The organism is Propionivibrio sp. (genome assembly GCF_029255185.1).
In the GTDB taxonomy this organism is placed as follows: Bacteria; Pseudomonadota; Gammaproteobacteria; order Burkholderiales; family Rhodocyclaceae; genus Propionivibrio.
This window is the reverse complement of the sequence record NZ_JAPUVO010000094.1, coordinates 1-25,722: the sequence shown is the minus strand read 5'-3', so window position 1 is coordinate 25,722 and position 25,722 is coordinate 1. Positions and strand designations below refer to the sequence as shown.

Sequence of the window (25,722 nt, the reverse complement as noted above, 5' to 3'; positions counted from 1 at the left end):
AATCGCAGTGGATATTAAGATCGAAGACTGGCCGCCATTCAAGATTGTCCGACTCTGCGGCGACGTTGACCTGCATTCCTCGCCCCGGGCGCGCGAGGCCATCCTGGATTGCCTCAAGCTGAAGGCGCCACTGCTCGTCGAGCTCTCGGCGGTAAGCTACATGGACAGCTCCGGTGTGGCGAGCCTGGTCGAGGGCTATCAAACTGCCAAGAAGCAGGGGCTGGAATTCGGTCTGGTCGCGGTGGCGCAGTCGGCGATGAACGTGCTCAAGCTGGCGCGGCTCGACAAGGTGTTCCCGATCCACGCGTCAATCGAGGAGCGCCTGGAAAGTGCCTGATCCTCTCACGTCCTTTGTCGCTCTAGTCGGTCAGCGCAGCCTGCAAGCGGTCAGGGAGGTCGGCTATCATGCCGCGTTGCTGGTCGAGGCCTTCTATTGGCTATTGTTCGGGCGCTGGCGCCGGCAGCCGGTGCGCCTCTCTGCGGTGTTCAAGGAGGCAGTTGGCGTCGGTGTGAACGCCATTCCGATTGTCGCGCTGGCCTCATTTGCCGTCGGCATGATGCTGGCCATCCAGGGCATTTATACGCTGCGTACCTTTGGCGCCGAGGGGCAGGTGGTGCTCGGCATTTCGCTGTCGGTAACGCGCGAATTCGCGCCGCTGATCACCGGCATCTTCGTCGCCGGACGTTCCGGTTCGGCGATTGCCGCACGTATCGGCACCATGCAGATTTCGCAGGAGATCGACGCCTTGCGTGTGATCGGCATCAACCCGGTGCGTTATCTGGTGGCGCCGCTGCTCGCCGCCATGCTGCTTACCCTGCCGGCACTGACTATCCTCTCCGACCTGATTGCGCTGTTCGGCGGAGCGCTGTATTGCGCTGGCGAACTGAGTCTGCCAATGGGAATTTTCTTCGACCGCAGCTTCGAAGTGCTGGTCGCCGACGATGTCATTCACGGAGTGCTCAAGAGCTTCATCTTCGCCGTGATCATCACCCTGATCGGCACTGCCAACGGTTTCAATGTGAGCGCCGGCGCCGAAGGCGTGGGGCAGGCAACAACGCGCTCGGTCGTGCTCGGCTGTATCGGCATCATTCTCGCCGACATGGTTTTTACCTTCCTGATGAGCAGGTAAGCTCTTTCAACGCAGAGAACGCAGAGGCGCAGAGTGCGCGGAGAAATACTTGAAAGATGAAACAGAATGAATAGGCGAGTTTTCTTGAAGGGGTATCAAGACTTCAAGACTCTTCCTCTGCGCTCTTTGCGCCCTCTGCGTTTGAAGAGTTTGGGCATTTAATGAACGCCTCCGACCTCGCCATCGACGTCAAAAATCTGGTCACCCATTACGGGACTCGGAAGATTCTCGACGGTATCAGCTTCCAGGCACGGCAGGGCGAGATCATGGTCATCATGGGCGGCAGCGGTTCGGGCAAGAGCACCCTGCTGCGCCATCTGCTCGGCCTGCATCAGCCGACCTCGGGAAGCATCAGTCTGCTTGGCAAGGACATTACCCAGCTCAGTGCCGACGCGATGTACGACCTGCGCAAGAACATGGGTGTGGCGTTTCAAGGCGGCGCGCTGTTTAACTCGATGACGGTCGGCGAGAACGTCGAACTGCCGCTGCGCGAACATACCCGGCTCGACGAAAATACCATGCGCATCATGAGCCGCATGAAGCTCGAGGTGGTGCATCTGGCCGGCTTTGAAAACCTGATGCCGTCGGAGTTGTCAGGCGGCATGATCAAGCGCGCGGCGCTGGCCCGAGCCATTGTCATGGACCCGCGCCTGCTGTTTTTTGACGAGCCTTCGGCGGGACTAGACCCGGTGGTTTCGGCCGAACTCGATGAGCTGATCCTGATTCTGCGCGATGCGATGAATATGACGATTGTCGTGGTCACGCACGAACTGGAGAGCGCCTTCAAGATCGCCGACCGCATTACCGTCCTTGATCAGGGGCGCATCCTGATGTCGGATACCGTTGCCGCCGTGCGCGCCAGCGACAATGAACGCATCCAGTCGCTCCTCAACCGCACGCCAAGAAACGAAGCCATCAACCCGGATGAGTATATGGAGCGACTGACCCGAGAGATTTTCTGACCATGAGGCTTATCGAATGAAGCGCGACAACGTCAATTACCTGCTGGTCGGCAGCTTTGTGCTGCTGATGGCCGCCATGCTGTTCTACGCGCTGTACCGGATCACCGGTCACAGTAAAGAGGGCGATATCTACTTCACCCATTTCCCAAACGTGGCCGGCATCAAGGAGGGGACGGTAGTGACCTACGAGGGTTTTGAAGTGGGGAACGTGGCACAGATCAGCCCGCTGACACGTGACAACCACACCACGTACCGCATCACCCTCAACCTGCGCGCGCCAGTCAGGATTCCGGTTGACAGTCGCGCCGTGATTGCCACGCCGGGGCTGCTCAGTGCGCCAGTAGTTGAGATCAAGGAAGGCCATAGCCGCGACATCGTGGCCATCGGTGAGGATATTCCCGGCAGCCTCCGCGTTGATCTGATGGAGACGGTCGCTGCGTTGGCCGCCGATCTTGGAAAGATCACCGAAACCAGCATCAAGCCAATGCTCGCGCAAATCAACCAGAACGTGTCGCCAGCGTTGGCCGATATGCGCTCGATGATGGAACGCATCAACCGCACGGCAGGGCGCATTGACGCCCTGTTCAACGACGAGAACGTGAAGCACTGGGGCCGGCTGTTGCAAAATGCCGATGGGGCGTCGGCCAATGCCCTGAAACTGTCGACCGATCTGTCGGGGGTACGCTACGAGGTGGAAGCGCTGATCAAGGACTCCCGCGGCATCGTCTCGAGCAGTGGCAAGGATTTGAAAGATGCATTGCGCCGCGTCGATGCGACGCTCTACCAGCTTGAGGCGGCTGGACGCAACCTCAACGAGTTTTCCCGCACCATCCGCGAAAATCCGGCCGCGCTGCTGCAAAGCCGACCGCCAACCGATGCCGCAGGAGCAACGCAATGAACCGACTGCACGCCATCCTTCTGTCGCTTTCCCTGCTACTTTCCGCCTGTGGCAACGTGCCGCCGGCGCCGATCGATCGCTTCTACCGCTTGCAGCCGGTGAGTCTTTCATCCTCCGCCAAAGCGTTACCTGGTGCGGTGGCCGTTCAGCCGTTCCGCGCCGACAGCCTGTACGCGGAACGCCCCATCGTCTATAGCGAAGCGACCAGCCTGCGCCAGTTACGCCAGTACTACTATCACCTGTGGCTCTATCCGCCGGCACAGATGGTGCGTGAGCATCTGCTGGCCAGCCTTGGCAACGCGGTGGACCTTTCCGGCGGCAACACGGCAGCGAATGTTTTGGATGGGCGCATTCTCAACTTCGAACGCGTGCTGTCGGGCAAGAATAGCAAGGCCGTAGCCGTAGCCGTAGTCGCACTTGAACTGTCTCTATATGCCGCCGGCAAACCACTGCTGAACAAGACTTATCAGGCGGAACAGGCCGCCGCCGACGACTCGCTAGACGCTTTTGTCGTGGCCATGGAGCAGGCGCTGAGCAGGATCTATGCGGAGTTTCTGGCCGACCTGGCGCGCAGCGGATCAAGTCGGGAACTGTAGGTCATACCGATCATGGAAGGGTGTCTGATGCGAAAAATTTTGATCCTGATTGTCGTCTTCATGGCTGTTGCCGCAACACCGCTGTCGGCACAAACACCCGTTGCTGTCCTTCAGGCCGAGTTTGGCCTCTTCGACGCCAGTAATCCGCGTGAACTCCGCTTCGAGCCGGCCAATGTTGTTCCCCACAAGGTGGGTCAGCGTTACGGCTGGATCATCGAAGTCGGCACCGCCAGGCGTACCTTGAGTGTACGCGAAGAATACCTGCTGCCCACCGAAGTCGAGATTCCGAACGACACCGACCCCGTAAGCGAAAGCTTGAGCATTCGACCACAGCGGCGCAACCAGGTCAGCCAAAGACAACTGGTTCCCGTAGACGGCAAGATTTACGGCGAATGGGCTGTGGGGCCAAGCGAACCCGCCGGCCATCGGCATCTTCAGGTGATCATTGAAGGCCAGGTGGCGGCAAGTTTTGAGTTCGACGTGAAATGAGACTGTCCAAAGCCGTTCAGTCTCACGCCTGAATTCCTACTGGCGAACCGCATCTGCCCAGCAGTTGGGTGTTTCGTAGAGGCGTACACGCTCCAAGCGAAGATGATTGCCGTAGGTGTCGCGATAAACGGCATTGAGCAGGGCGAAAGCCTGCCCGGCGAGATTCTCGGCCGTCGGGATGCAATCGAGCACCACGGTCTTGTGGTCCGGCAGGGTTCGCAGAAACTCGACAACCGGCGTATCGCCGGCATAGACCAGAAAGGAGTGATCCCAGTGGTCAACCAGGTGTTGTTGCGCCAACGATTTGATTTCGCCAAAATCCATCACCATACCATTGGCCGGATCGCCTGCCTGCTCGATGATGTTACCCGCCAGCGTGACCTCCAGCGCATAGCGATGACCATGCAGATGGCGACACTGGCTTTTGTGGTCAGGTATGCGATGACCGGCATCGAATTCAAGGCGGCGGGTGACGAGCATTGAAAAAACTCGGAGCAAAGAGCAGCGCGGATTATATCATTGCCCGATTGGGCGCCCCGTCGCGCCTTGTCTGGCGCGCCGAGGAGTTTGCCAAGCATGTTGACTATTAACGATCACAGCCGCGAAAGTGCAGGAATGACCTATGTATACCCCGTCGTATCACGCCGCGCCGGCGGTGTCTCGGTGGGCATCAACCTGAACGTCAACAACGCCTGCAACTGGGCCTGCGTGTATTGCCAGGTTCCCAACCTGACGCGTGGCGGGCCGCCACCGATTAATCTGGAGTTGCTTGAAATTGAGCTAAGGCGCTTTCTGCACGACGCCACCGACGGCGATTTCTTGCTCAGAAACGCCCCGCCGAAAGCGCGGCGACTGGTCGATGTGGCTTTTTCCGGAAATGGCGAGCCAACCAGCGCGCCGGAGTTTGCCGAAGCTGTGGAGCGTGTCGGGGGTGTGCTGCTGGAATTTGGTCTGCTGGAGAGCGTCAAAATACGTTTGATTACCAACGGCAGCCTCATGCACCGTCCTTTGGTGCGGCAGGGGATTGCCCGCATCGGTGCGCTGGGCGGGGAGGTCTGGTTCAAAATTGATCGCGCCACAGCGGACGGCATCGAGTGCGTCAATGGTGTCCGCCTGACGCCGGAGAAAATCAGGGAATCGCTTTTGCTGTGTGCGGAATTGGCGCCAACCTGGGTGCAAACCTGCTACTTCGCCATTGATGGCGAAGTAGCCAGTGAAACGGAGCAGTCGGCCTATCTTGAGCTCATCGAATCAGTCAAGGAAAAGATAAAGGGCGTGCACCTTTACGGTCTGGCACGCCCTTCGTTGCAGCCTGATGCATCAAGGTTGTCGAATCTGAGTCAGGAAAATTTTCAACGCTTTGCCAAACGTGTCTCCTCCCAGGGCACCGAAGTTGTTGCCAACCCCTGATGCCTAGTTAGATCAGGCCGCTTTTTTCTTGCTCTTGGCGGACTTTTTCAGGGTCTTGAACAACTCGGACTCTTCGCTCTTCAGGTACTCGATGACATCTACATCTTCGCGCTTGATGCGCTGGATGTCGATCTGTTCGACGTGCACCAGGCGAAGCAACTCACGTACCGGGCGCGGCATGTTGCGACCGCTCTCATAGCGGGAACCGCCGCTTTGCGTGACGCCAATCTTTGACCAAAATTGTTGCTGATTCAGACCAAGCTTGCGGCGAATCTCGCGCGGATCGGTTTTGTCCATGGTTTTGGTGCTGTTCATTTTTTTCCTTTCGTGCGGTTAGCCTGCAGTAGTGAAGTCGAGGCTCTTTCGACCTCGTTCGATGATCCTGTACTTACAACCTTCAATATAGCGCACGCAGCGTAGAACAAATACATAAAAATTGCAAGCAGCATTTAATAAGACCATATGACTAATAGGGCCAGCATCCTGAAAAAGAAAAACCCTTTACGTTTCAACCAGGCATTGAGGTAAAATCGCGACCTTTCGAAAAGTAAAAATTGGATTGTTAATGGGGCTGATAGTTCAGAAATTCGGCGGCACGTCGGTTGCCACAACGGACCGCATCAAAAATGTAGCCAAGCGGGTGGCGCGCTGGAAAGCAGAGGGGCATGACATTGTCGTTGTTCCCTCGGCCATGTCTGGCGAGACCAATCGCCTGATCGGGCTGGCTAAAGCGATTTCTTCCACGCCCGATCCACGTGAGCTCGACGTCATTGCCTCGACTGGCGAGCAGGTGACCATCGCCCTGCTGGCCATGGCCATGCACGAAGAGGGCCTCAAGTCGAAAAGCTATACCGGCCCGCAGGTTCGCGTGCTGACCGACAGCACCTTTACCAAGGCGCGCATTCTGCATATCGACGACGAGCGAATTCGCAAGGATCTGGCCGAAGGCCATGTCGTTGTCGTTGCCGGATTTCAGGGCGCCGATGAGCATGGCAACATCACCACACTCGGTCGCGGCGGTTCCGACACCTCGGCCGTGGCCTTGGCTGCGGCGTTGCAGGCTGACGAATGCCAGATCTATACCGACGTCGACGGGGTCTATACCACGGATCCACGCGTTGTCCCAGAGGCCCGCAAGCTCGACACCATTACCTTTGAAGAAATGCTGGAAATGGCCAGCCTGGGCTCAAAGGTCCTGCAGATACGCTCTGTCGAGTTCGCCGGCAAATACAAAGTCAAACTGCGTGTGCTTTCCAGTTTTCAGGACGAAGGCGAAGGCACATTGATCACTGTTGAGGAAGACAAGAAAATGGAACAACCGATCATCTCCGGAATCGCCTTCAATCGCGACGAGGCCAAGCTCACCGTACTCGGCGTTCCTGATCGCCCGGGTATCGCCTATCAGATTCTCGGCCCGATTGCTGACGCCAACATTGACGTTGATATGATCATTCAAAACGTCGGTCACGATGGCACCACCGACTTCTCGTTTACAGTCAATCGTGCCGACTACACCAAAGCGCTGGAACTGCTCAAGGACGTCGCCACCAGGATGAATGCGCGCGGTGTGACCGGCGATAACAAAACCTGCAAGGTGTCGGCGGTTGGTGTCGGCATGCGATCCCATCCGGGAGTCGCCAGCAAGATGTTCAGTGTGCTGGGTGCCGAGGGGATAAACATCCAGATGATTTCCACGTCCGAAATTAAAATTTCCGTTGTCATTGAAGAAAAATACCTTGAACTGGCCGTGCGCATCCTGCACAAGGCCTTCGGTCTCGAAAAAGCGGATTGATTCCGGTTATGGTTTGACCGAGCGTGTTGGAAAAGCTATCATCGCGCCCTTCTGGAGACGTGGCCGAGAGGTCGAAGGCACTCCCCTGCTAAGGGAGCATTCGGGCAAAACCTGAATCGAGGGTTCGAATCCCTCCGTCTCCGCCAAATACCAAGAGATACGCCAACGCGAACTCTCTGAAATTGGCGTATCAAACTGCCGGAGCCCCTTGCAGCAAGGGGTTCCGAGCAAAACCTCATGATCTTCCGAGTTTTTGACGAACCTGAACTGTACCGTTCAGAAGCGGCTTTTTCGCCTTTTGGCACCCAAAATTCTGTACTTCAAACCGTCTTTAGTGCAGGTTTTTGGCCATTGCTTGGAAATGGCCGCGGTTTGTTGGAAATACTTGTAACGGCTTGCATCTGAGCTGCAAAAATAGGCATAATTCTCCGCCCCTGGGATAACTAGGCAGGACTGTTCGTAAGCCTCGATGTCACTCACCCGACACAGGATGCGGCCCATCATCTTGATGTAGGGTGGCCCAATCTTCTGTGAGCGCCAGCGCTGAATCCGCGAAACCGAACAGAACCAGCGTTCGGCCAGTAGTTCTTCCGAGATGATCACCATCACCGAATGGAACTTGCAAATCTCCTGCGGGCGATCAGGCAAGGGAGGCAGGGGTGACTGAACAGATTCATCTGCCACCTTCTTTCTTGGCCTCGCAGCTTGCGGATTTGTTGTCGTCTGCGGGAGGTTGAGTTTTCGTTGCAGACCGGTGATCAGGATGCGCAAGAGATCCTCGCCTTGCTCCTTGGCCGTCATCTTCTTGACGTCGTTCTGCCTGAACGTCAGAGGTTCGTAACCGTCATTCGGTTTGCGTTTGTTCTTGCTGGCAGTTGGTTTCATGATTGAAATATGGAAGCCTACCAGCCTGTTACTTGCTGCATGCCACCCTTTCCGGCACAATTCGCGCCAATGTGTCACGGGCAATAGTTCCCGAAAACCATCCAGGAGTATGACGTGCAACACACGCGTGTCGACATCGACAGATCACACAAGCGGCAGCCTGTAGCGGTGATGTCCCTACGTGCGTTGCCGTGCGTACTTGGTCCGTCACCCGTTTGCCCGACCAGTACGTTCGCCCAGTTTGAATACGATCACGATCGCGCGCAGTGCAACGGTTGGAACGAATACGCAAAAAAAAGCATCCGGGAGGGAAATGGATAGCCTAGCCCGACAGACCGAAAGGTCTCAGGCTACGAGGCCCGGATGCTCCGAAAGGACTCCGGGCCTCGTGCTTTTCAAGGTCCCGGCCGTTTATAGAAAAGGATGACATCATGGGAATGTTCGATCACCTGAAGTGCAAATATCCATTGCCTGATGCCGGCGATAACGATCTGGAATTCCAGACCAAGGACACGCCGGCACAGTTTCTGGACAACTACGAAATCCGCGCGGACGGCTCTTTGTGGCACCTGGAATACGATATCGAGGACAGGAGCGACTCGAATGCCGAGGGACTCGCTCGCCTGGTCGGCAGGCTAAGCCGCGTCAACGAGCGCTGGGAGCCTGTGCCGTTTACTGGTGAGATCCGCTTCTACTGCCACGTCGGCGAAAACCAGTGCACCGAGTTCTCGGCTTATTTCGTGAACGGCATGCTGCTGGTTTCCGGTGCGGACGACGGGTACTTTCTGCGCGTGCGTCACGGAACGGAGTTTCGGGACTACCGACTGGCCCACTCTGACGTGGAAATCCGGATCGTCGACAACGATGCCTTCCTCTATCGTGCGGGTGATGACCTCTGGCTGGATCATGCGCCGGAGACGCTGGGATTGAAGATCGTGAACGTGGCGGAGGGCACATGAAACAGCGAATTCGCTACTGGAGCTGTTCCCGGCTTGCCGACTGGATGCGCGGCACTACGAAGCCGCACAGCGAAACCGCCGGGGGCTGGCGTGATTGGAAGGAGGATGCGAAAGCCCGGAAACCCTTGCGCTTCTGGCTTGCAGAGGAGTTTCTCGATAAAGCCCAGGACTTTGTCAACTGGCCCATGGACCGGCTACACAATCTGACGTACTGGATCAACAACCGGTTCGTCGAGCAGACCCACGTGTGCCGCACCGGGCTGAAGAAGGGGGAGTGGCACGAGACCGGCGAACGCATGCTGCACGGCCTGTTCAACGAACTGGTCTGGTTCGTGAGAGAGCAGAAATCCTGGATGGAATACATCAGCCATTCCGACAAGTACCGCCACCTTCCGTTCTGGAAGACAACGTGGCCCTTTCGCCACTTCACCCACTTCAACTATCCCGAGTTGGGGCTGGTGTACCTGGAGTGGGAGAAGGGCCTGGCGTACAACGAAAGCTGGTATGGCTATCCCGATCGCGTGTTCACGGATGCAGAAAAAGCCAACTACCCGGACTACGGGCAGCTGATGCCACAAGCCAAGAATGCCACCGAAATTGGCGAACTCTACGACTGGTGGGTAAATGTCCGCCCGAAGCGCCCGGATCCCATGGATGTGGGAGGTTGGTCGGCCTACTGCGACTACATGCGCGTCAGATATGGCGACGAAGTCCTCCATGAAGAGCGCACGGATGAAGAACGGGCCATGAGCAAGCAAGCCCTGGACAAGACCCACGAGATCGAGCAAGCCTATGACGATGAAGACACCGTCATGATGAAGCGGTTGATCGAAATCCGCAGTTCCTTTTGGACCTAGGCGTAAAGTTGCTACCCACTGCATGAAGCTTGTATCGGGCACCGGTACGGATCAAGCAGGCGGTAAGTCAGTCAATCGTTTGTTCTGAATTCGCAAGACGCAGTGCGCCAGAATGATTGCGATTTGGCGCAGCGGAGTTATGGGGTAAGCCGGTGCCTGCATATGGATACCTTTTGGTTTCGCGATGGCCGTATAACTCACCTACTCCCAGAAGGAAGTCAAGGCTGCGCAGCACAGAGATGTTCTCCCATGGCTGTTTCGCTACATTGGTAAATATTGACTTCTACCGATGTTGTGCAACACTATGCACCATATGAACACCACCACCGACCGGCTTATCGAACTCGTGCGATCTCTGGGACTGCTTCGTCCCAGAGATCTGACTGCGCAGGGAATCCCGCGGGTTTCCCTGACTCGGGCTGTCCGCCGTGGAGATCTGGAGCGCGTCGGTCGGGGACTTTACAGACTGCCGGGCCGGCAGGTGTCGGAACACGGATCACTCGCCGAGGTGGCTCGCCGCGTCCCCAAAGGGGTCGTGTGCCTGCTCTCGGCACTGAGGTTTCACGGCCTGACGACTCAAGCCCCCTTCGAGGTGTGGCTCGCCATCGAAAACAAAGCACTGGCCCCCAAACTGGACTACCCGAAGCTGCGAATTGTCCGGTTCTCCGGCGCGGCGCTGACGGAGGGCATTGAAGAGCATGGTGTCGACGGCGTCACGGTCCGCGTTACTGCTGTCGCCAAGACCGTCGCCGACTGCTTCAAGTACCGTAACAAGATTGGCCTCGACGTTGCCCTGGAAGCCCTGCGTGATGCGTGGCACGCGAAACGCATGACCAGTGATGACCTCTGGCATTACGCAAAGGTCTGCCGTGTGGCCAACGTAATGCGCCCATATCTGGATAGCCTGTCATGAGCGGTCGGAACCTTGCGGCGTCGATCCGTGACCGGCTGCTAAACAAGGCCAGAGCGGAAAAACTGGACTACAACCTGCTGCTAATCCGGTATGCGCTGGAGCGCATGATCTACCGTCTGAGCATCTCGTCAGAGCGGGATCGGTTTCTGTTGAAGGGAGCTTTGCTGTTCGACTTGTGGTTCGATGTGCCGCACCGTCCGACACACGACGCCGATTTTCTTGGTTTCGGTTCGGCGGAAATTCCGCAGGTAGAAGCGGTATTCCGGGACATCTGCCGGATCGAGGTGGCAGATGGGATCGTGTTCGATCCGGATTCTGTAAAGGCGTCTGAAATTCGTAAGGAAGCCAACTACGCCGGAGTCCGGGTCACGCTGTTGGGCATGCTCGACAAGGCGCGTTGCCCGGTCCAAGCTGACATCGGCTTCGGGGATGCCGTCGTTCCCGGCCCCGATGAAGTTGATTACCCGGTTCTCCTTGCTGAGTTGCCGGCACCCCACCTGCGGGTGTATCCCCGTTACACAGTGGTTGCCGAGAAGTTCGAGGCGCTGACGTCACTCGGCATACTCAACAGCCGGATGAAGGACTATTTCGATCTGTGGGTACTGGCGAGGCATTCCGAGTTCGACAGCCAGATTTTGACACGAGCGATTGCCGCAACCTTTCAACGCCGGCAGACCGGATTTCCTGATGGAGTGCCCATCGGATTGAGCAACGAATTCGCCAGTGATCCGCAGAAGGTCAAGCAGTGGAACGCCTTCTTGAGAAAAAATGCTATCGATCCAAAGCCACTGTCAGAGGTAGTAACGTATCTACGTGAATTCCTGATGCCAGTGCTGGCATCAGCGGCAAAGGTCCAAGGAGCAACGGAGGCGTGACTGCTGCAGTTCCAACCAGTGTGGCGCTCAAACCCGTTGATCGGGTCCTCATTGAGCGCAAGGCACCATAGGCAAGAATGATGGCAATCGCACGGATAGGTGACATCGGATACGAAGTGGTCGGCATGATTTTCCCCTCTGATAACGTGCCCGCATAACCGCGTAGTCGGGCTCAGAAGTCAAGGACGCCAAAGGTGGGTGCAGACGTCGTCAAGATTGGATGTTGCGGTTGACGGCTATAACCAAGGGAAGAAGAGGTCGCCCGGGTTTGAAGGAGGCGAGACAAAAATGAAAGCCATCGTTCAGGATTGTGGCCTGAGCACGGACAACAAATAAGGCTTCAAGCGAGGCTCGTCGTCTTGCCAATATTTGCCAAATCTTGTAGTGTGGCGTGTGCTTCACGATAGCCGAGATATACCTGCATGGCTAAGAGATGAGCCGAATCAAACGAGTTAGGAGAAACTCCTTTAATCTGCTGATTCAAAATATATTTCCTAATTACCATTCTGCTGAAGGCGTACTCAAGGAAACGTAGACGGTTTGTGTTGGCGTACCTTCTGGCCCGCCAGAACATAAGTAGCAACTCAAATGTTCTAGACCACCACGAAACCCCCACCAGACGCCAGTCTGTGCGGGGTTTTTCGTTTCTACCTGTTAACCTCGCCTCCCCGCATTCTCTGAATTCTGCGCTCTTAGACGCCAGTTTTCTCGAAACCTGTTAACTACGAGCATCTCGGTGCAGGTTTTCAATCGCCCTGTTGGCAAGGGATTCACGGCCATCGCGGTGAGTCCCGGTGTCATCGCCACTGACATGCTCATACGGGTGCTTGGAGCTGACGCCAACAAACACGATGCGCCGAATGTGTGGATGAAACGGGCGGTACCGTTCTTTCTTAAACTGACGGCAAAGGACAATGGGCAGTCGTTGAGGATTGGGTAATCGTCGAGGGTGCGTGACAATCGTCTTCCCGCTTAAACGACAAGCTGGCCGTGATCTCGGTCGAGCCTCGCGGAAATATCGGCAAATGAAGTTGTGGCACGGGGAAGTCCTTGCGAAATGAGGCACTGAACGTGTCGTCAATCTGAAAACCGTATCGTCGCAAATTCCGCACCCCGCTGCGTACTACTCTTTGACTTTTGCGCTAAAAATTTCGAGTAACGCTTATGCCTATTGGCTTCTTGAGTCTTCGCAAGTGAATTTGCATATCTTCGAGATCAGGTGCTCTGACCTTTCTGACCGGCATCAGACTCAGTTACGCACAGGGGCTTCGTGGCCCCTGTGTTGTCTGCTCCGCTACCGTTCGCGCCGCCCAACGCCCTCGTCAATTAATGCCGCCAGATTTATGCGGATTTACGCCGCCGGCAACGCTACACCGATGCGGCCCGCACATCTGCGATAATGCCCGGACTAATCTTTACAGGAGCTTTCATTGGAAACCTTATTGCCCGCCAGCGAAGTGGAAACCGCCGCAAACCCGCAATTCTCGGTGATCTGGTTGCACGGCCTGGGAGCGGATGGCTCCGATTTTGTGCCAGTGGTGCCCGAGTTGGGCTTGCCTGACGAGCTTGCAATCCGTTTCATCTTTCCCCATGCGCCATCGATCCCGGTCACCTGCAACGAGGGCTACGTGATGCCGGCGTGGTATGACATTATTTCGCTGGAGATCAGCAGCCGCTTGGTTGACGAAGCCGGAATCCTCAGTTCTTGCCAGGCGATTGCCCGTTTGATTGCACGCGAGAATCAGCGCGGGATTCCGAGCCATCGAATTTTCATCGCCGGATTCTCGCAGGGTGGCGCCATCGCCTACGCCACAGCGCTGACGTATCCGGAGAAACTGGCTGGAGTCCTCGCCCTGTCAACCTACCTCCCGCTCCCCGGCCTGCTCGCCGACAAAGCTGTGCTGGCCAATCGGGCGATTCCGATCTTCGCTGCCCATGGCACTGAGGATGAGGTGGTGCCGATCGAGCTTGGTCTGGCGGCACGAGATTTCCTGCTCGAGCGCGGTTACCGGCTTGAGTGGCATGACTACCCGATGCCACACTCGGTATGCCTTGAAGAGATCAAGGTGATCGGAAAATGGCTCGGTGACATCATGGCAGCATGCTGAGTTGAGCGGCGTCGTCCTCAACCGTGCCGCGCTCAGTGCCGCCGAGCTTCCAGCCTACGTGGGCATTGCCTTGGCCAATATTACGCTGGTCACTTCGGAACTGCTGGCGGCCGAGGCATTTGCGGCACTGATGGCGGCCGAGGTCATCGGCTTCGACACGGAATCAAAACCGACCTTTCTGAAAGGCGAGGTGTCGACCGGCCCGCATCTGATCCAGATGGCGAGCGAAAACCGGGCCTACCTGTTCCCGATCGCCCAACTGCCCAGTACCCGCGAGTTAAAAATCATGCTCGAGTCGCCGCGCCTGTTGAAGGTCGGGTTTGGCCTGGGCAATGATCGCAGTGCCCTTAAATCCCGTTTGGGCATCGAGCTTGCCAACGTCCTTGATCTGGGAGAGATTCTGCGCGGACAAGGGCATCGGGGAACGGTAGGTGCGAAAGTGGCAGTGGCGCATTTCTTCGGCGAGAAATTGCACAAATCCAAGAAAACTGGCACCAGCAACTGGGCCACTCCCCGCCTGACGGAGCGGCAGTTACTGTATGCGGCCAACGATGCCCATGTCGCGCTGCGGGTGTATCGGGCCTGGTTGCTGAGCCAGGAAGGGCGGGCTGAGCTTGTGTGATGGCAAGATTCAGGTCAGTTCTCGTCGCTGTTGCCGTTGACCCAGCGCAGCGACTCCATCAGGCAGGTATTGAGCGTGCTGCGGGTCAGGCTGGGGTCGGACAGTTGAGCGAGCAGGGCGTCACACCCTGCACCGTCATCGGCATCAAAGCAATCGATCAGCGCCAGTGTTTTGCCGAGCCTGCCGGCACGGGATATCAGTGCCTGCATGATTTCAGCTTCGAGGGCAATCTGCTCGAAAATCTCGTTCATGGGTAGGCCAAGGGCTGCCGGCATCATCGACATGATTCCGGTAATGAAGGCTTGGTCAGCCAGTTTTTGATCAGCCGGGCGGTCGTATGCGATTAGCATTTCCATCATCCGGCCGCGCAGCGCGGCGAGTTGCAGCAGAGGGGAACGGCTGGCGTCGGGTGTTTTTCCTGAGGGGGCCATGAGCAGTAATTGCAGCCAGCGCTGCAATTGGCGTCGGCCAAGCAGCGTGATGGCGTGGCGTAGGGAAGCGATAGGTCGCGACAGGCCGTAGCCGACTGAATTGACGATGCGCAGCAGATTCACCGCGAGCGCCGGCTCGTGTTTCATGGCTTCTTCGATCTTGGCGGTATCCGAATCACGGCCGGCGAGGTTGATCAGTTGAATCAGGGCGGCCTGCGATGCCGAAAGGCGACGTCCGCTGACAATCTCAGGCCGGGCAAAAAAATGCCCCTGAAAAAGCTGGAAGCCAATCTTCTGACAGCGTTCCATTTGCTCTTGCGTATCAACGCCTTTGGCCAGCAGTTTGAGCGGAAGTTTGGCCAGGGGTCCGGCGAGTTCGCGCAGCATGGCATCGTCGCATCGAGTGATGTCGATCTTGACGATGTCGAGCATGGTCAGCAACGGCCGGCTGCATTCATCAAGGCCGACGTAATCGGCCAGCGCCAGCGCATAGTGTCGATCGCGTAGGGCGCGGCAGCGCTCGAGTGTACGCTCATCCGGCGCGGCATTAAGAACGAGTTCGAGAACGACGGCATCGGACGGCAGCGCCTCGACCGCATCGTCGTGGACAAAGTCCGGGTCAACGCGCAGAAAAGCCTTGCTGCGCCCCAGTGCGCTGCGGATGCCCAGTTCGGCGTAGACCGCACAGACGAGCGTTGCCGCACGCGATCGGTCGTAGGTGGCGGGCCGACTGGCCTCCGCCGGCGATTGCAGCGACAGTTCGTAACCAAAGAGTTCATGCTGCAGGTCGACAACTGGCTGGCGGCTGAGCAGGGCTTCGTTGATGGCTGAGTCACTCATGAGGATGGCGGGTTTGCTTAAGGGGCGATTACGCTTGCTCCTGGCCAAGGTGATTGGCCCAGGACAGGGCCTGCGTGAGGCAATTGCCAAGAAAATCCATGTTGATTGCCGGATGGCCGTGCAGCGCTTCTTCAAGCACCACCGGGTCGGTCTGTTCAGTTGCTTCCACCAGACGCAGCAGTTGACCATGCGCTCCACCGTACCCGGTCAGTGCCTGTTTGACCCGCAGAGCGACGGGCAACTGCTCGACGATATCCTCCATCGCCATGCCGATCAGGGCGGGCATCAAGGAAATGATGCCGACCATGAAGGCCTGATCCGAGAATTCGCGGTTCCTGGCGTGCTCGCGGTCGGCCAGCAGCTCCATCAGCCGACCACGGGTTGCGGCCAACTGTAGCAGAGGGGGGGTATCTTGCGTCGCGCCCTTGGGGTCGGTGTAAATGAGTAGTTGCAACCAGCGTTGCAACTGCCGGCGACCGAGAATTGTTATGGCATGTCGCAGCGAGGTGATTTTCGTTGCCAGGCTGCAACTGACCGAATTCGTCAGGCGCAGCATGTTGACGGTTAGCCCGGGCTCGAGTTTGAAGGCGTTTTCGATGGCGTCGGTTTCAGCATCTTCAAGGATCAGCCCGAGCAGGCGTATGAGTGACAGTTGTGAAGGATTGAGCTTTTTGCCGACGATGATTGTTGGCCGGGCAAAAAAGTAGCCCTGAAACAGGTCGAAGCCCAGACTGTGGCACAAGGAAAACTGTTCGATCGTTTCCACTTTTTCGGCCAGCAGCTTCTTACCGAAGGGGATGAACTGGGCCACGACGACGCGCAGGCGATCGGCGTCCATTTTCATGATGTCGACCTTGATGATATCGACCAGGGCCAGCAGCGGAAGATAGTCCGCGCTGATATCTTCGATGTCGTCGATGACCAGGGTAAACCCATGCTCATGAAGTTGCTGGCAACGCGCGACGACTTCTGTCGTCGGCGCAACAGTATCGAGAATCTCAAAGGCAGCGAGTTGCGGCGGCAGCGCTTCGATCAGGTCGCTGAACAGCAGCTCGTGGTCAATGCTGATGAAGCCACGATAGGGGCCGAGCGCGTTATTGGTTGCCAATTCGGTAAAGGTATTGGCAATCACCGTTGCCGTTGCCTGCGTTGGGTCAAGGATGTCAGCGCGGTTGCCGGTAGCGAGCGGGCCATCACGAAAAAGCAATTTGTAGGCGAACAATTGCTGGTTGCGATCAAGGATAGGCTGGCGACCGAGAAAAACTTCCAGCTGCTCGTTATTGGGCATGTTGATTCCTTTTTGACGTCGGGCGCGACCTGCTAGCGGCAAATCTTAGCACTAGCGAAATGGCCGTGCTCGGCTGCGTGGTGACTTCAAACGATCAATGCAGTGTGCGCAAGCGGCTGTGGTCCGGCTCACTGCCGGGCTCCGCTGCGGCATCATCGGCGGCGGTCGTGGAGTGGTGCGAGAGCAGGCGCCAGCCGTTGGGGCCACGCTGGAAGACGTTGGTCGACAGCATCGGGCCTTGTGGTTTTGGCTCATCACCGAGGTAGAGTATTTCGACGACACTATGCACGTCGAGCATGACACTTTTCCAGCGGGTGCTGCGCTTGACGTGCACGGTAAGGCGGGGATTGTTGGCGAAAATTGCCCGCCAACTGTCGCGGATGGCCGCGGGCCCGGTCAGGCGCTGCCCGGTCGGGTGAATGCAGACGATTTCTTCGTCATCTGCCCAGACACTCATCAAGGCTTCGAGGTCGCCGCGACCAATAGCCCCATAGAAGGCATTTTCAGCGTCTTCGGCGGTGGTGAAAATGACACTCATCGACTTGCTCCCGTCGGGTAAGCCAGGGGTTGGGCATTCAGACAGGCCGCCAGCACCCGCTGTGGCTCAAGTTTGTTCAGGCAATCGAGGTGGCCGAGCGGGCATTCGCGCTCGAAACAGGGGCTGCACTTTAGGTTGAGGCTGATGATTTGCGCATGTGGCGACAGCGGTGGGGTAAAGCCCGGTGACGACGATCCGTAGACGGCGACCAGAGGACGGTCGAGCGCCGCAGCGACATGCATCAGACCGGAATCGTTGCAGACAACAACGCTGGACGCCGCGATGAGGTCGATGGCCTGGGTCAGCGAGGTTCTTCCGCAGAGGTTGACTGGCGCGCCATCGCCCGCTGCCTGGCGCACGCTGCGGACAATATCGTCGCCGATCGCCCTGTCCTGCGGCGAACCGAGAAGCCAGATGGCATAACCGCGTTTGGCCAGTTCGTCACCCAGCGTCGCGAAATGACGTGCCGGCCAGCGCTTGGCTGGGCCGTATTCGGCACCTGGGCAGAAAACCGCGACTCGTTCCGGGCGCACCATGCCCAGGGCAGCCAGTGTCGCCGTTTGCTGCGCGCTGCTGGAGACCAGGCGCGGTACGGGAAGCGGTCGCGGCAAGGGGGTGCCAGGGGCTTCGGCGAGCTGCGCGAAGCGCTCACTCATTTGCGGCAACGCGCTTTCATCAAGCCGGTGGCGGCGGTTGATCAAACCGTAGCGGAATTCGCCGGTAAAACCAATGCGCTCGGGAATGCCGGCCAGCCAGGGGATGAGCGCCGACTTGAGCGAATTGGGCAGGATGTAGGCGCGCTGGTAAGCGGCCTGCGCCAACTGGCGCGCCAGACGGTGACGCGCTGCCAGGGACAGTTCGCCATGCGCGAAAGGATTGTCCATGACCTGCCCGATCTGCGGCATGCGGTGCAGCACTGGCGCCACCCAGGGGGGGGCCAGTGCATCAAGTTGCAGTCCCGGAGTGTGTTCGTGCAGACGCATGAACAGTGGCTGTGCCATGACAGTGTCGCCAATCCAGGCGGGGGCGACAAGTAGTGCTTTCATGGTGTGACGCCCAGGTGCTGCCGGGTTTTGGCAAGCTCAGTGCTGCCCTTTGGGCAACTCGCCGGTGAACACATAGTGTGCGCTGCAATAGGGGCAGACGACTTCGCCCGTATGGCTAAGGTCGAGAAAAACGCGCGGATGGCGCGACCACAGCGGTGCATCCGGCAGCGGGCAGTGCAGCGGCAGATCATGGGTAGTAATTTTGATGGTTTTCGATGCGGTATTCTCAGCCATGGTGCACAACCTTGTGATCTGAAATCAAGCGGTGAAAAAAGCCGGACGGGTCAAATGTAACTGAGCCAGTCCTGATGCGCTGGCGCCCGGCCATTGACGCAGTCGAAGAACAGGCTCTGGATCTGGCTGGTGATCGGCCCGCGTTGTCCGGTGCCGATCTGGCGGTTGTCGAGTTCACGGATTGGCGTTACTTCGGCGGCCGTTCCGGTGAAGAACGCTTCGTCGGCACAATACACTTCGTCGCGTGTGATGCGCTTCTGGATCACCGTCAGGCCAAGTTCGTCAGCCAGCGTCAGCACTGAAGCGCGCGTGATGCCTTCAAGGCAGGACGTCAGGTCCGGCGTGTACAACTGGCCGTTCTTGACGATGAAAACGTTCTCGCCGGCGCCTTCGGCGACATAGCCATCAACGTCGAGCAGCAGGGCCTCGTCGTAACCGTCGTGGGCGACTTCCTGGTGCGCCAGGATCGAGTTGGTGTAGGTGCCAACCGATTTTGAACGACACATATTGATGTTCACGTGGTGGCGCGTGAAGGACGAGGTCTTGACGCGGATACCCTTCTCCATGCCTTCGGCGCCCAAGTAGGCGCCCCAGGGCCAAGCGGCGATGGCAACATGCGTAGACAGCGCTGTTGCCGCGATGCCCATGGCTTCTGAGCCATAGAAAACGATCGGCCGGATGTAGCAGGACTCGAGGCGGTTGGCGCGCACAACCGCCTTATGCGCCTCAATCAGCGTGGCCCGGTCGTAGGGCATTTTCATCTGGAAAATGTGCGCTGAATTGAACAGCCGTTCGGTGTGTTCATGCAGGCGGAAGATGGCGGTGCCCTGTTCGGCCTGATAGGCGCGAATGCCCTCGAAGACGCCCATGCCATAGTGCAGGGTATGGGTCAGGACGTGGGTCGTGGCTTCGCGCCAGGGCACCAGTTTGCCGTCATGCCAGATAAATCCGTCGCGATCCGCCATGGACATGGTGTTCTCTTCCTCAGCCGCAATTTTCGAAAACGGAATTCTAGCCGATTTCGCTGCCCGCTTGGCGGTAAAATAGGCGCTTTGCATTGTCTCGAAGCCAACCATGATCTGGAAGCCGCATGTGACCGTCGCCGCCGTTCTTGAACGCGACGGGAAGTTTCTGCTCGTCGAAGAAGAAAGCGATGACGGAATTCGTTTCAACCAGCCGGCCGGCCACCTCGAGTGCGGTGAATCGCTGACCGATGCGGTGATCCGCGAGGTGCTGGAAGAGACTGCTTACGGCTTCAATCCGAAGTCTCTGGTTGGCGTCTATAACTGGCGCAACGAGGCCAGGGACGTGACCTACCTGCGTTTTGCCTTTGCTGGCGAAATCACCGGGCACGATGCACAACGCCCGCTCGACACCGGAATCATCGCTGCGCGCTGGCTGGCGCTCGATGAAATTCGCGGCCTCGAAGCACGGCACCGCAGCCCGCTGATTCTGCGCTGCATCGAAGACTGGCAGGCTGGCAAGCGTTATCCGCTTGAACTGATTACGCACTACGCATGAGGTGGCTGGCCTGCATCCTGCTGCTCTGCACTCTGAGCGTGAGGGCCGAAGAGCGGGTCATGGTGTGTTTCAACTATGGTTGCCTGGCGCAGGCGGAGGTTGTCTATGGCGACGAGCAGTTACGCCAGCTCGGCCTGATTCTGGGGCAGGCGCACGATGCGGCGCAGGAGCGGGTGGCGATTGGCATTGCCGTCGGTCGTTTGCTCGACTGGGCGGGCAAGCAGTCGCCGATTTTTGCCGATCGCGGCGGCAACTACGCCGATGATGGCGTCTATGGCAAGATGGATTGCATCGACCACTCGACGACGACGACACGCCTGCTGCATCTGATGGACCGGCGGGGCTTGCTGCGTTATCACCGGGTGCTCGAACCGGTGGTGCGGCGAAGCTTCCTGATCTTCGAGCACTACACGGCGCTGATCGAGGAAGTTGAACAGGCGGGCGGGCGGCGCTACGTGGTGGATAGCTGGTTTTTTGATAACGGCCAGCCGGCGGTGGTGATGCCGCTGGCGCAATGGCGTGCGGGAGAGAGTCCGAATGTCGGTGAATGAGAGCAAGACGGTGGTCGTCGGTTTGTCCGGCGGCGTCGATTCTGCGGTGGCGGCGCTGCTCCTGAAAGCGCAGGGCTGGAAAGTGATCGGCCTGTTTATGAAGAACTGGGAGGACGACGATAGCGACGAGTACTGCTCGTCGCGTCAGGACCTGATCGATGTCATGAGCATTGCCGACAAGATCGGCATCGACGTTGAAGTGGTCAACTTCGCCAGGGAGTACAAGGAGCGTGTCTTCGCACAATTCCTCACAGAATACCAGGCCGGACGTACGCCCAATCCCGACGTGTTATGCAATTCGGAAATCAAGTTTCGCGCCTTTCTCGAACACGCCGTCAAAATGGGCGCGCACAAAATCGCCACCGGCCATTATGCCGGAGTGCGCGAATTTGACGGCATGTTCCAGTTACTCAAGGCCGAGGATGGCAGCAAGGACCAAAGCTATTTCCTGCACCGCCTGAACCAGCAGCAACTGGCGATGACGCTTTTTCCGCTGGCCGACATCTACAAGCGCGATGTACGGAAAATGGCGCTGCAAGCCGATCTTCACGTCGCTGTCAAAAAGGATTCGACCGGCATCTGCTTCATCGGCGAGCGGCCGTTCAAGGAATTCCTGATGCGCTATCTGCCGCCCAAGCCAGGTGAGATTCGTTGCCTTGACGATGACCGTGTCATCGGCGAGCACGACGGGCTGACCTTTCACACCATCGGCCAGCGCAAGGGCCTGCACATCGGCGGGACGAAGAACTACGCCCGGGACGGCGAGCATGATGCCTGGTTCGTGGCCGGCAAGGCGATGGCCAGCAACGTGCTCTACGTGGTGCAGGGGCACGATCATCCGGCCCTGTTTGCCGAGGAACTGCGCGCCGACCAGTTGTCATGGATTTCCGGCCAGATGCCGCACACGCACTGGGTCTATGGCGCCAAGACGCGCTACCGGCAGGCCGATGCACCCTGCGAGATCGAGCACGTCGATGCCGCTGCATGCCACATCAAGTTCGCCGAACCGCAGTGGGCGGTAACACCGGGGCAGTCGGTGGTGGTCTACGAAAGCCGCGTTTGCCTGGGTGGGGGGGTGATTGCTTGAGAGTTAGCAACAAAAACCTCTTTCAACGCAGAGAGCGCAGAGGCGCAGAGTTCGCAGAGAAAAAACAAACGGAAAAGCCTCCGAAAAAAACTCTGCGTTCTCTGCGTCTCTGCGCTCTCTGCGTTAAAAGAGCTTGCTTTTGACTTTCTCGGCCTTGCCAACCTTCCCGCTGCGCGCCGTTTTCTGGAGCGTCGCGCTGGCTGCGCTCGGCTATCTTGGCCTGTCGCTGTGGGCAGGCTGGCGGGAGGTGCTGGCGGCGGTTGTCGTGGTTGGCCCGTGGGTGCTGGTCGGGCTGCTGTCGCTGTCGCTCTCCAACTACCTGCTGCGCTTCCTGCGCTGGTCGCGTTACCTGGCCCTGCTCGACGCGCCGGTGGCCTGGCGGATCAATCTTCAAGTCTATTTTTCCGGCTTTGCGCTGACCACCAGCCCGGGCAAGCTCGGCGAGCTGCTGCGCTCGGTACTGCTCAAGCCGCACGGCGTTCCGACACCGGCCAGCCTCGCCGCCTTCTTTGCCGAGCGCGCCAGCGACCTGCTGTCGATTCTGGTGCTCGCCGCTGTCGGCCTGTTGGCCTACGCGCCAGCGCGTCCGCTAGTAGGCCTGGCGCTGGCGGCGGTCGTCGTGGCGCTACTGCTGGTGCAATGGACGGCGCTGATTGCGGCGATTGACCACTGGGCCGCACGCCGCACGCAGAAATGGGCGCGGCTGATCGTCCATCTGTGCGCGATCGTGCTACATTTTCGCCGCTGTTTTAGCCTGTCAGCGCTGGCGATGGGGCTGATGCTCGGCGCCCTGGCCTGGTTCGCCGAAGGTCTTGGCTTCTGGTGGCTGCTCGGCGCGCTGGGCCATCCGCTGCCGCTGACCACGGCCGTGTTTATCTATGCCTTTGCCATGCTGGTCGGCGGCATCTCCTTCCTGCCCGGCGGATTGGGCAGCAGCGAGGCGGTGATGATCGGCCTGCTGGTGATCAATGGCTTCCCGCAGCCGGTCGCGGTCAGCGCGACGCTGATCTGCCGTCTGGCGACGCTGTGGTTTGCCGTCGCGCTCGGCGCCATTTTTCTGGCCCGGCAACGCTGATATGACATTGCGCTCGTGGGGTCAATTGCCGGCCCAGCCGGCCGCCGATGAACGCTGGTGGGGTGATCGTTCCGCCGCGCTGCCGTCCGTCGATGGCAGCATGCTGGCCTACGGCAACGGGCGCAGCTACGGTGACGTTGGTCTTAACAGCGGCGCTACCTTGTTGCATACGCGCGGCCTGGATCGCCTGATCGCCTTTGACGAGCAAAGTGGCGTACTCGCCTGCGAGGCCGGGGTCTTGCTTGACGAGATCCTCGCTATCTTTGTGCCGCGTGGCTGGTTTCTGCCGGTGACGCCTGGAACGCGTTTTGTCACGATCGGCGGCGCCATCGCCAACGATGTCCATAGCAAGAACCACCACCGCGCCGGGAGTTTCGGCTGCCACGTGCGGCGTTTCGAACTGCTGCGCTCTGATGGTTGTCGCCGACTCTGTTCACCGGACGAAAATGCCGAATGGTTTACGGCAACGATCGGCGGACTGGGTCTGACCGGGCTGATCACCTGGGCCGAGATCAGGCTTAGGCGCATTGACGGCGTTAGCATGGCAGTCAGCAACACGCGCTTTGACGGACTCGATGAGTTCTTCGCGCTCAATACCGCCGCCGAGGCCAGCCACGAGTATACGGTGGCCTGGATCGACTGCCTGGCATCAAGGCCGCGCGGTATCTTCATGGCCGGTGATCACCTGGGTGGCGGCGAACTTGCCGTCGCGCCCGGTAAGCCGCTGAGCCTGCCACTGACGCCGCCGTTTTCCTTGATTAACGGCCTGTCGCTGCGCGCCTTCAATCAGGCCTATTACCATCGCCCGCTGCCGGCGCGGACGGTGACGCACTATGCGCCGTTCTTCTATCCGCTTGACGGGATTGCCCGCTGGAACCGGCTGTACGGCCCAAGAGGGTTCTACCAGTACCAGTTCGTCGTGCCGCTGGCGGCGCGCGTGGCGCTGGTCGATATCCTGGCGAGCATTGCGGCAAGCGAGCAGGGCTCGTTTCTGGCGGTGCTCAAGACCTTTGGCGATGTCCCAAGCCCCGGACTGCTGTCCTTTCCGATGCCGGGAGTGACGCTGGCGCTCGATTTTCCGAACCGGAGTGCGCCGACGCTGGCGCTCTTCGAGCGGCTCGACGCCATCGTCGCCGCTGCTGGCGGCCGGCTCTACGCGGCCAAGGACACACGCATGAGCGGCGAGTTTTTCCAGCGCAGCAACCCGCGCCTTTCCGAGTTCCTGCCCTTCATCGACCCGAAGTTCTCATCGAATTTTTCACGCCGGGTTTTGTGATGCATAACACCTACCGCAAAGGCGCTAAGGCGCAAAGGGCCGCGAAGAAGAGCGAAGCAACAACTTGCTTCCCTTTGCGTTATCTTTGCGCTCTTCGCGCCTTAGCGCCTTTGCGGTGGATTTCTGAATTTCCTGAAGCCGTAGTTTGCGGAGAAACCCTATGCAAAAAATTCTGATCATCGGCGCGACATCGGCCATCGCTGAAGCGACGGCGCGGCTGTGGGCGGCGCGTGGCGACGCTCTGTTTCTGGTCGGACGCCGTGCCGGGCGGCTTAACGCCATTGCCGCCGATCTGCGCCTGCGCGGCGCCGCTGCCGTCGGCTGCTGCGTGATGGATGCCTGCGCCAGCGAGAGTCACGCGGCGATGCTCGACGCCGCCGTGGCAGCGCTCGGCGGGCTCGATGTCGCGCTGATTGCGTACGGCTCGCTGCCGGACCAGAAGGCGTGCGAAGCTTCGGTCGACCTGACGCTGCGCGAAATTAATGTCAACGGTCTGTCGGTGATCGCGCTGGCGACCCTGCTCGGCAACAAATTCGCCGCCCAGGGTGCGGGAAGTCTGGCGGTGATCAGTTCGGTAGCCGGTGATCGTGGCCGCCAGAGCAATTACGTCTATGGCGCGGCCAAGGGCATGGTCACGCTCTTCCTGCAGGGATTGCGCAATCGTCTGGCCAGGCTTGGCGTACAGGTGCTGACGATCAAGCCCGGTTTTGTCGATACGCCGATGACGGCAGCCTTTCCCAAAGGCGCGCTATGGGCAAAACCGGATGCCATCGCGCGCGGCATCGTGCGGGCCATCGAGCAGAAGTCCGACGAAGTCTACCTGCCCGCCTTCTGGTGGCTGATTATGACCATCATCCGGCATATCCCCGAGCGGGTCTTCAAACGGCTGTCCTTGTAACCCAAGCCTTAGAATATTTCCCGCACGTGAATAATTTTCCTCGACTCAGGCGAGCGCATGCCGAAGGTCGCGCGCGCCGACGGGTCGCGATCGTAGGTCGCTGCGCACGCACCGTTCTGCGCGCGCAGCCAGGGGCGATTGGCGGCGGTGCCGCCGTGGCTGGTCAGGCACGATTGGTCGGCCCCGCTGCTGCCCAGGTTGGCCGCCACATCGACGTAGCCGACGGCCTGCGGGCTGGGCGCGGCCAGCGTCACGGTGCCATTGCCGGCGACTAAGGTGAGCGCCGCGGCGCTGGTGTTGGCGGCGATGCCGCCAGACAGGGCGAAGGCATTGGCCGGCACGGTTGTGCAACTGTCGCCATCGTTGATCACCCAGGTACTGCCGCTCCAGTACTGCGCTTGCACTGGCAGGCCAAGCGCCGACTTCTCCGAGCCGAATTTG

Annotated in this window: 31 protein-coding genes and 1 tRNA gene; 21 read left to right on the top strand and 11 right to left on the bottom strand. The window is 58.8% G+C overall.

Annotated elements, in window-relative coordinates; all coding sequences use genetic code 11:
* Window positions 1–7: 7 nt before the first annotated feature.
* The 6 genes from Q1J43_RS07300 (at window position 8) to Q1J43_RS07275 (ending at window position 4,075) form a co-directional block, all read left to right on the top strand.
* A complete protein-coding gene (locus Q1J43_RS07300; protein ID WP_301101780.1) occupies window positions 8–337 on the top strand; it encodes an STAS domain-containing protein in 330 nt (109 codons plus the stop codon).
* Entirely contained in the window at window positions 330–1,130 is an 801-nt protein-coding gene (locus Q1J43_RS07295; protein WP_301101779.1) for an ABC transporter permease, read from the top strand. Before Q1J43_RS07300 ends, Q1J43_RS07295 begins: the two co-directional genes overlap by 8 nt.
* Before the next feature lie 161 nt (window positions 1,131–1,291).
* Window positions 1,292–2,092, top strand: a complete 801-nt coding sequence (locus Q1J43_RS07290; RefSeq protein WP_301101777.1) for an ABC transporter ATP-binding protein — start codon at window positions 1,292–1,294, stop codon at window positions 2,090–2,092.
* 16 nt (window positions 2,093–2,108) lie between these two features.
* A complete protein-coding gene (locus tag Q1J43_RS07285; RefSeq protein WP_301101775.1) occupies window positions 2,109–2,990 on the top strand; it encodes an MlaD family protein in 882 nt (293 codons plus the stop codon).
* Window positions 2,987–3,586, top strand: a complete 600-nt coding sequence (locus tag Q1J43_RS07280) for an ABC-type transport auxiliary lipoprotein family protein (protein WP_301101774.1) — start codon at window positions 2,987–2,989, stop codon at window positions 3,584–3,586. Before Q1J43_RS07285 ends, Q1J43_RS07280 begins: the two co-directional genes overlap by 4 nt.
* Window positions 3,587–3,613: 27 nt before the next feature.
* The gene (locus Q1J43_RS07275) at window positions 3,614–4,075 is read left to right on the top strand and encodes a hypothetical protein (RefSeq protein WP_301101773.1); all 462 of its coding nucleotides are present in this window, start codon (window positions 3,614–3,616) and stop codon (window positions 4,073–4,075) included.
* 36 nt (window positions 4,076–4,111) lie between these two features.
* Here Q1J43_RS07275 and queD read toward each other — a convergent pair whose 3' ends face one another.
* A complete protein-coding gene (queD, locus tag Q1J43_RS07270) occupies window positions 4,112–4,555 on the bottom strand; it encodes a 6-carboxytetrahydropterin synthase QueD (protein ID WP_301101772.1) in 444 nt (147 codons plus the stop codon).
* Between the two features lie 96 nt (window positions 4,556–4,651).
* Here queD and Q1J43_RS07265 point away from each other — a divergent pair, with 96 nt between their 5' ends.
* Window positions 4,652–5,485, top strand: a complete 834-nt coding sequence (locus Q1J43_RS07265; protein ID WP_301101771.1) for a radical SAM protein — start codon at window positions 4,652–4,654, stop codon at window positions 5,483–5,485.
* A gap of 12 nt (window positions 5,486–5,497) precedes the next feature.
* Here Q1J43_RS07265 and Q1J43_RS07260 read toward each other — a convergent pair whose 3' ends face one another.
* Window positions 5,498–5,800: a helix-turn-helix domain-containing protein gene (locus Q1J43_RS07260; protein ID WP_301101769.1), complete on the bottom strand. Its 303-nt coding sequence runs from the start codon at window positions 5,798–5,800 to the stop codon at window positions 5,498–5,500.
* A gap of 250 nt (window positions 5,801–6,050) precedes the next feature.
* On the opposite strand from Q1J43_RS07260, the gene Q1J43_RS07255 reads away from it, so the two are divergent.
* Together Q1J43_RS07255 and Q1J43_RS07250 are read left to right on the top strand one after the other, a co-directional pair.
* Window positions 6,051–7,277 carry an aspartate kinase gene (locus Q1J43_RS07255; RefSeq protein ID WP_301101767.1) on the top strand — a complete coding sequence of 409 codons (1,227 nt, stop codon included), beginning with the start codon at window positions 6,051–6,053 and terminating at the stop codon, window positions 7,275–7,277.
* Between the two features lie 53 nt (window positions 7,278–7,330).
* Window positions 7,331–7,423: transfer RNA gene (locus Q1J43_RS07250), tRNA-Ser, on the top strand.
* Window positions 7,424–7,553: 130 nt separating this feature from the next.
* Here Q1J43_RS07250 and Q1J43_RS07245 read toward each other — a convergent pair.
* Window positions 7,554–8,162 (bottom strand): hypothetical protein, encoded by a 609-nt coding sequence (locus Q1J43_RS07245; protein WP_301101765.1) that lies wholly within the window; start codon window positions 8,160–8,162, stop codon window positions 7,554–7,556.
* Window positions 8,163–8,593: 431 nt separating this feature from the next.
* On the opposite strand from Q1J43_RS07245, the gene Q1J43_RS07240 reads away from it, so the two are divergent.
* The 4 genes from Q1J43_RS07240 to Q1J43_RS07225 all read left to right on the top strand — a co-directional run bounded on the left by Q1J43_RS07240 (window position 8,594) and on the right by Q1J43_RS07225 (window position 11,766).
* Complete coding sequence (locus tag Q1J43_RS07240) at window positions 8,594–9,121, top strand: hypothetical protein (RefSeq protein ID WP_301101764.1); 528 nt, start codon at window positions 8,594–8,596, stop codon at window positions 9,119–9,121.
* On the top strand, window positions 9,118–9,978 hold the full coding sequence (locus Q1J43_RS07235; RefSeq protein ID WP_301101763.1) for a hypothetical protein: 861 nt from the start codon (window positions 9,118–9,120) through the stop codon (window positions 9,976–9,978). Before Q1J43_RS07240 ends, Q1J43_RS07235 begins: the two co-directional genes overlap by 4 nt.
* A gap of 313 nt (window positions 9,979–10,291) precedes the next feature.
* A complete protein-coding gene (locus Q1J43_RS07230; protein ID WP_301101762.1) occupies window positions 10,292–10,891 on the top strand; it encodes an AbiEi antitoxin N-terminal domain-containing protein in 600 nt (199 codons plus the stop codon).
* Complete coding sequence (locus Q1J43_RS07225; RefSeq protein ID WP_301101761.1) at window positions 10,888–11,766, top strand: nucleotidyl transferase AbiEii/AbiGii toxin family protein; 879 nt, start codon at window positions 10,888–10,890, stop codon at window positions 11,764–11,766. The genes Q1J43_RS07230 and Q1J43_RS07225 overlap by 4 nt, the downstream gene beginning before the upstream one ends.
* 340 nt (window positions 11,767–12,106) lie before the next feature.
* Here the strand turns inward: Q1J43_RS07225 and Q1J43_RS07220 are convergent, their stop codons facing one another.
* On the bottom strand, window positions 12,107–12,250 hold the full coding sequence (locus tag Q1J43_RS07220) for a hypothetical protein (protein ID WP_301101760.1): 144 nt from the start codon (window positions 12,248–12,250) through the stop codon (window positions 12,107–12,109).
* A gap of 946 nt (window positions 12,251–13,196) precedes the next feature.
* On the opposite strand from Q1J43_RS07220, the gene Q1J43_RS07215 reads away from it, so the two are divergent.
* Together Q1J43_RS07215 and Q1J43_RS07210 are read left to right on the top strand one after the other, a co-directional pair.
* Window positions 13,197–13,874, top strand: a complete 678-nt coding sequence (locus Q1J43_RS07215) for a carboxylesterase (RefSeq protein ID WP_301101759.1) — start codon at window positions 13,197–13,199, stop codon at window positions 13,872–13,874.
* Window positions 13,852–14,496 (top strand): 3'-5' exonuclease, encoded by a 645-nt coding sequence (locus tag Q1J43_RS07210; protein WP_301101758.1) that lies wholly within the window; start codon window positions 13,852–13,854, stop codon window positions 14,494–14,496. Before Q1J43_RS07215 ends, Q1J43_RS07210 begins: the two co-directional genes overlap by 23 nt.
* 14 nt (window positions 14,497–14,510) lie before the next feature.
* Here Q1J43_RS07210 and Q1J43_RS07205 read toward each other — a convergent pair whose 3' ends face one another.
* The 6 genes from Q1J43_RS07205 to Q1J43_RS07180 all read right to left on the bottom strand — a co-directional run bounded on the left by Q1J43_RS07205 (window position 14,511) and on the right by Q1J43_RS07180 (window position 19,844).
* Window positions 14,511–15,767, bottom strand: a complete 1,257-nt coding sequence (locus Q1J43_RS07205) for an HDOD domain-containing protein (RefSeq protein WP_301101757.1) — start codon at window positions 15,765–15,767, stop codon at window positions 14,511–14,513.
* 28 nt (window positions 15,768–15,795) lie between these two features.
* Window positions 15,796–17,055, bottom strand: a complete 1,260-nt coding sequence (locus tag Q1J43_RS07200; protein WP_301101755.1) for an EAL domain-containing protein — start codon at window positions 17,053–17,055, stop codon at window positions 15,796–15,798.
* Window positions 17,056–17,149: 94 nt separating this feature from the next.
* Window positions 17,150–17,593, bottom strand: coding sequence for a nuclear transport factor 2 family protein (locus Q1J43_RS07195; protein ID WP_301101753.1), 444 nt, complete (start codon window positions 17,591–17,593; stop codon window positions 17,150–17,152).
* Window positions 17,590–18,639, bottom strand: coding sequence for a lipopolysaccharide heptosyltransferase II (waaF, locus tag Q1J43_RS07190; RefSeq protein WP_301101751.1), 1,050 nt, complete (start codon window positions 18,637–18,639; stop codon window positions 17,590–17,592). Before waaF ends, Q1J43_RS07195 begins: the two co-directional genes overlap by 4 nt.
* 36 nt (window positions 18,640–18,675) lie before the next feature.
* Window positions 18,676–18,873, bottom strand: coding sequence for a zinc-finger domain-containing protein (locus Q1J43_RS07185; protein ID WP_301101750.1), 198 nt, complete (start codon window positions 18,871–18,873; stop codon window positions 18,676–18,678).
* A gap of 50 nt (window positions 18,874–18,923) precedes the next feature.
* Window positions 18,924–19,844 (bottom strand): branched-chain amino acid transaminase, encoded by a 921-nt coding sequence (locus tag Q1J43_RS07180; protein WP_301101749.1) that lies wholly within the window; start codon window positions 19,842–19,844, stop codon window positions 18,924–18,926.
* Between the two features lie 103 nt (window positions 19,845–19,947).
* Between Q1J43_RS07180 and Q1J43_RS07175 the strand changes: the two genes are divergently transcribed.
* The 6 genes from Q1J43_RS07175 to Q1J43_RS07150 all read left to right on the top strand — a co-directional run bounded on the left by Q1J43_RS07175 (window position 19,948) and on the right by Q1J43_RS07150 (window position 25,281).
* Entirely contained in the window at window positions 19,948–20,394 is a 447-nt protein-coding gene (locus tag Q1J43_RS07175) for an NUDIX hydrolase (protein WP_301101747.1), read from the top strand.
* On the top strand, window positions 20,391–20,945 hold the full coding sequence (locus Q1J43_RS07170; protein WP_301101746.1) for a hypothetical protein: 555 nt from the start codon (window positions 20,391–20,393) through the stop codon (window positions 20,943–20,945). The genes Q1J43_RS07175 and Q1J43_RS07170 overlap by 4 nt, the downstream gene beginning before the upstream one ends.
* Entirely contained in the window at window positions 20,932–22,032 is a 1,101-nt protein-coding gene (gene mnmA, locus Q1J43_RS07165) for a tRNA 2-thiouridine(34) synthase MnmA (protein ID WP_301101744.1), read from the top strand. The genes Q1J43_RS07170 and mnmA overlap by 14 nt, the downstream gene beginning before the upstream one ends.
* A gap of 139 nt (window positions 22,033–22,171) precedes the next feature.
* Complete coding sequence (locus Q1J43_RS07160) at window positions 22,172–23,107, top strand: lysylphosphatidylglycerol synthase transmembrane domain-containing protein (RefSeq protein WP_301101743.1); 936 nt, start codon at window positions 22,172–22,174, stop codon at window positions 23,105–23,107.
* A 1-nt stretch (window position 23,108) separates the two neighbouring features.
* A complete protein-coding gene (locus tag Q1J43_RS07155) occupies window positions 23,109–24,383 on the top strand; it encodes an FAD-binding oxidoreductase (RefSeq protein ID WP_301101742.1) in 1,275 nt (424 codons plus the stop codon).
* A gap of 160 nt (window positions 24,384–24,543) precedes the next feature.
* Complete coding sequence (locus Q1J43_RS07150) at window positions 24,544–25,281, top strand: SDR family oxidoreductase (RefSeq protein WP_301101741.1); 738 nt, start codon at window positions 24,544–24,546, stop codon at window positions 25,279–25,281.
* 8 nt (window positions 25,282–25,289) lie between these two features.
* Here Q1J43_RS07150 and Q1J43_RS07145 read toward each other — a convergent pair.
* Window positions 25,290–25,722 (bottom strand): DUF6701 domain-containing protein (locus Q1J43_RS07145; RefSeq protein ID WP_301100814.1); only part of this gene is annotated, 433 nt, incomplete at its 5' end.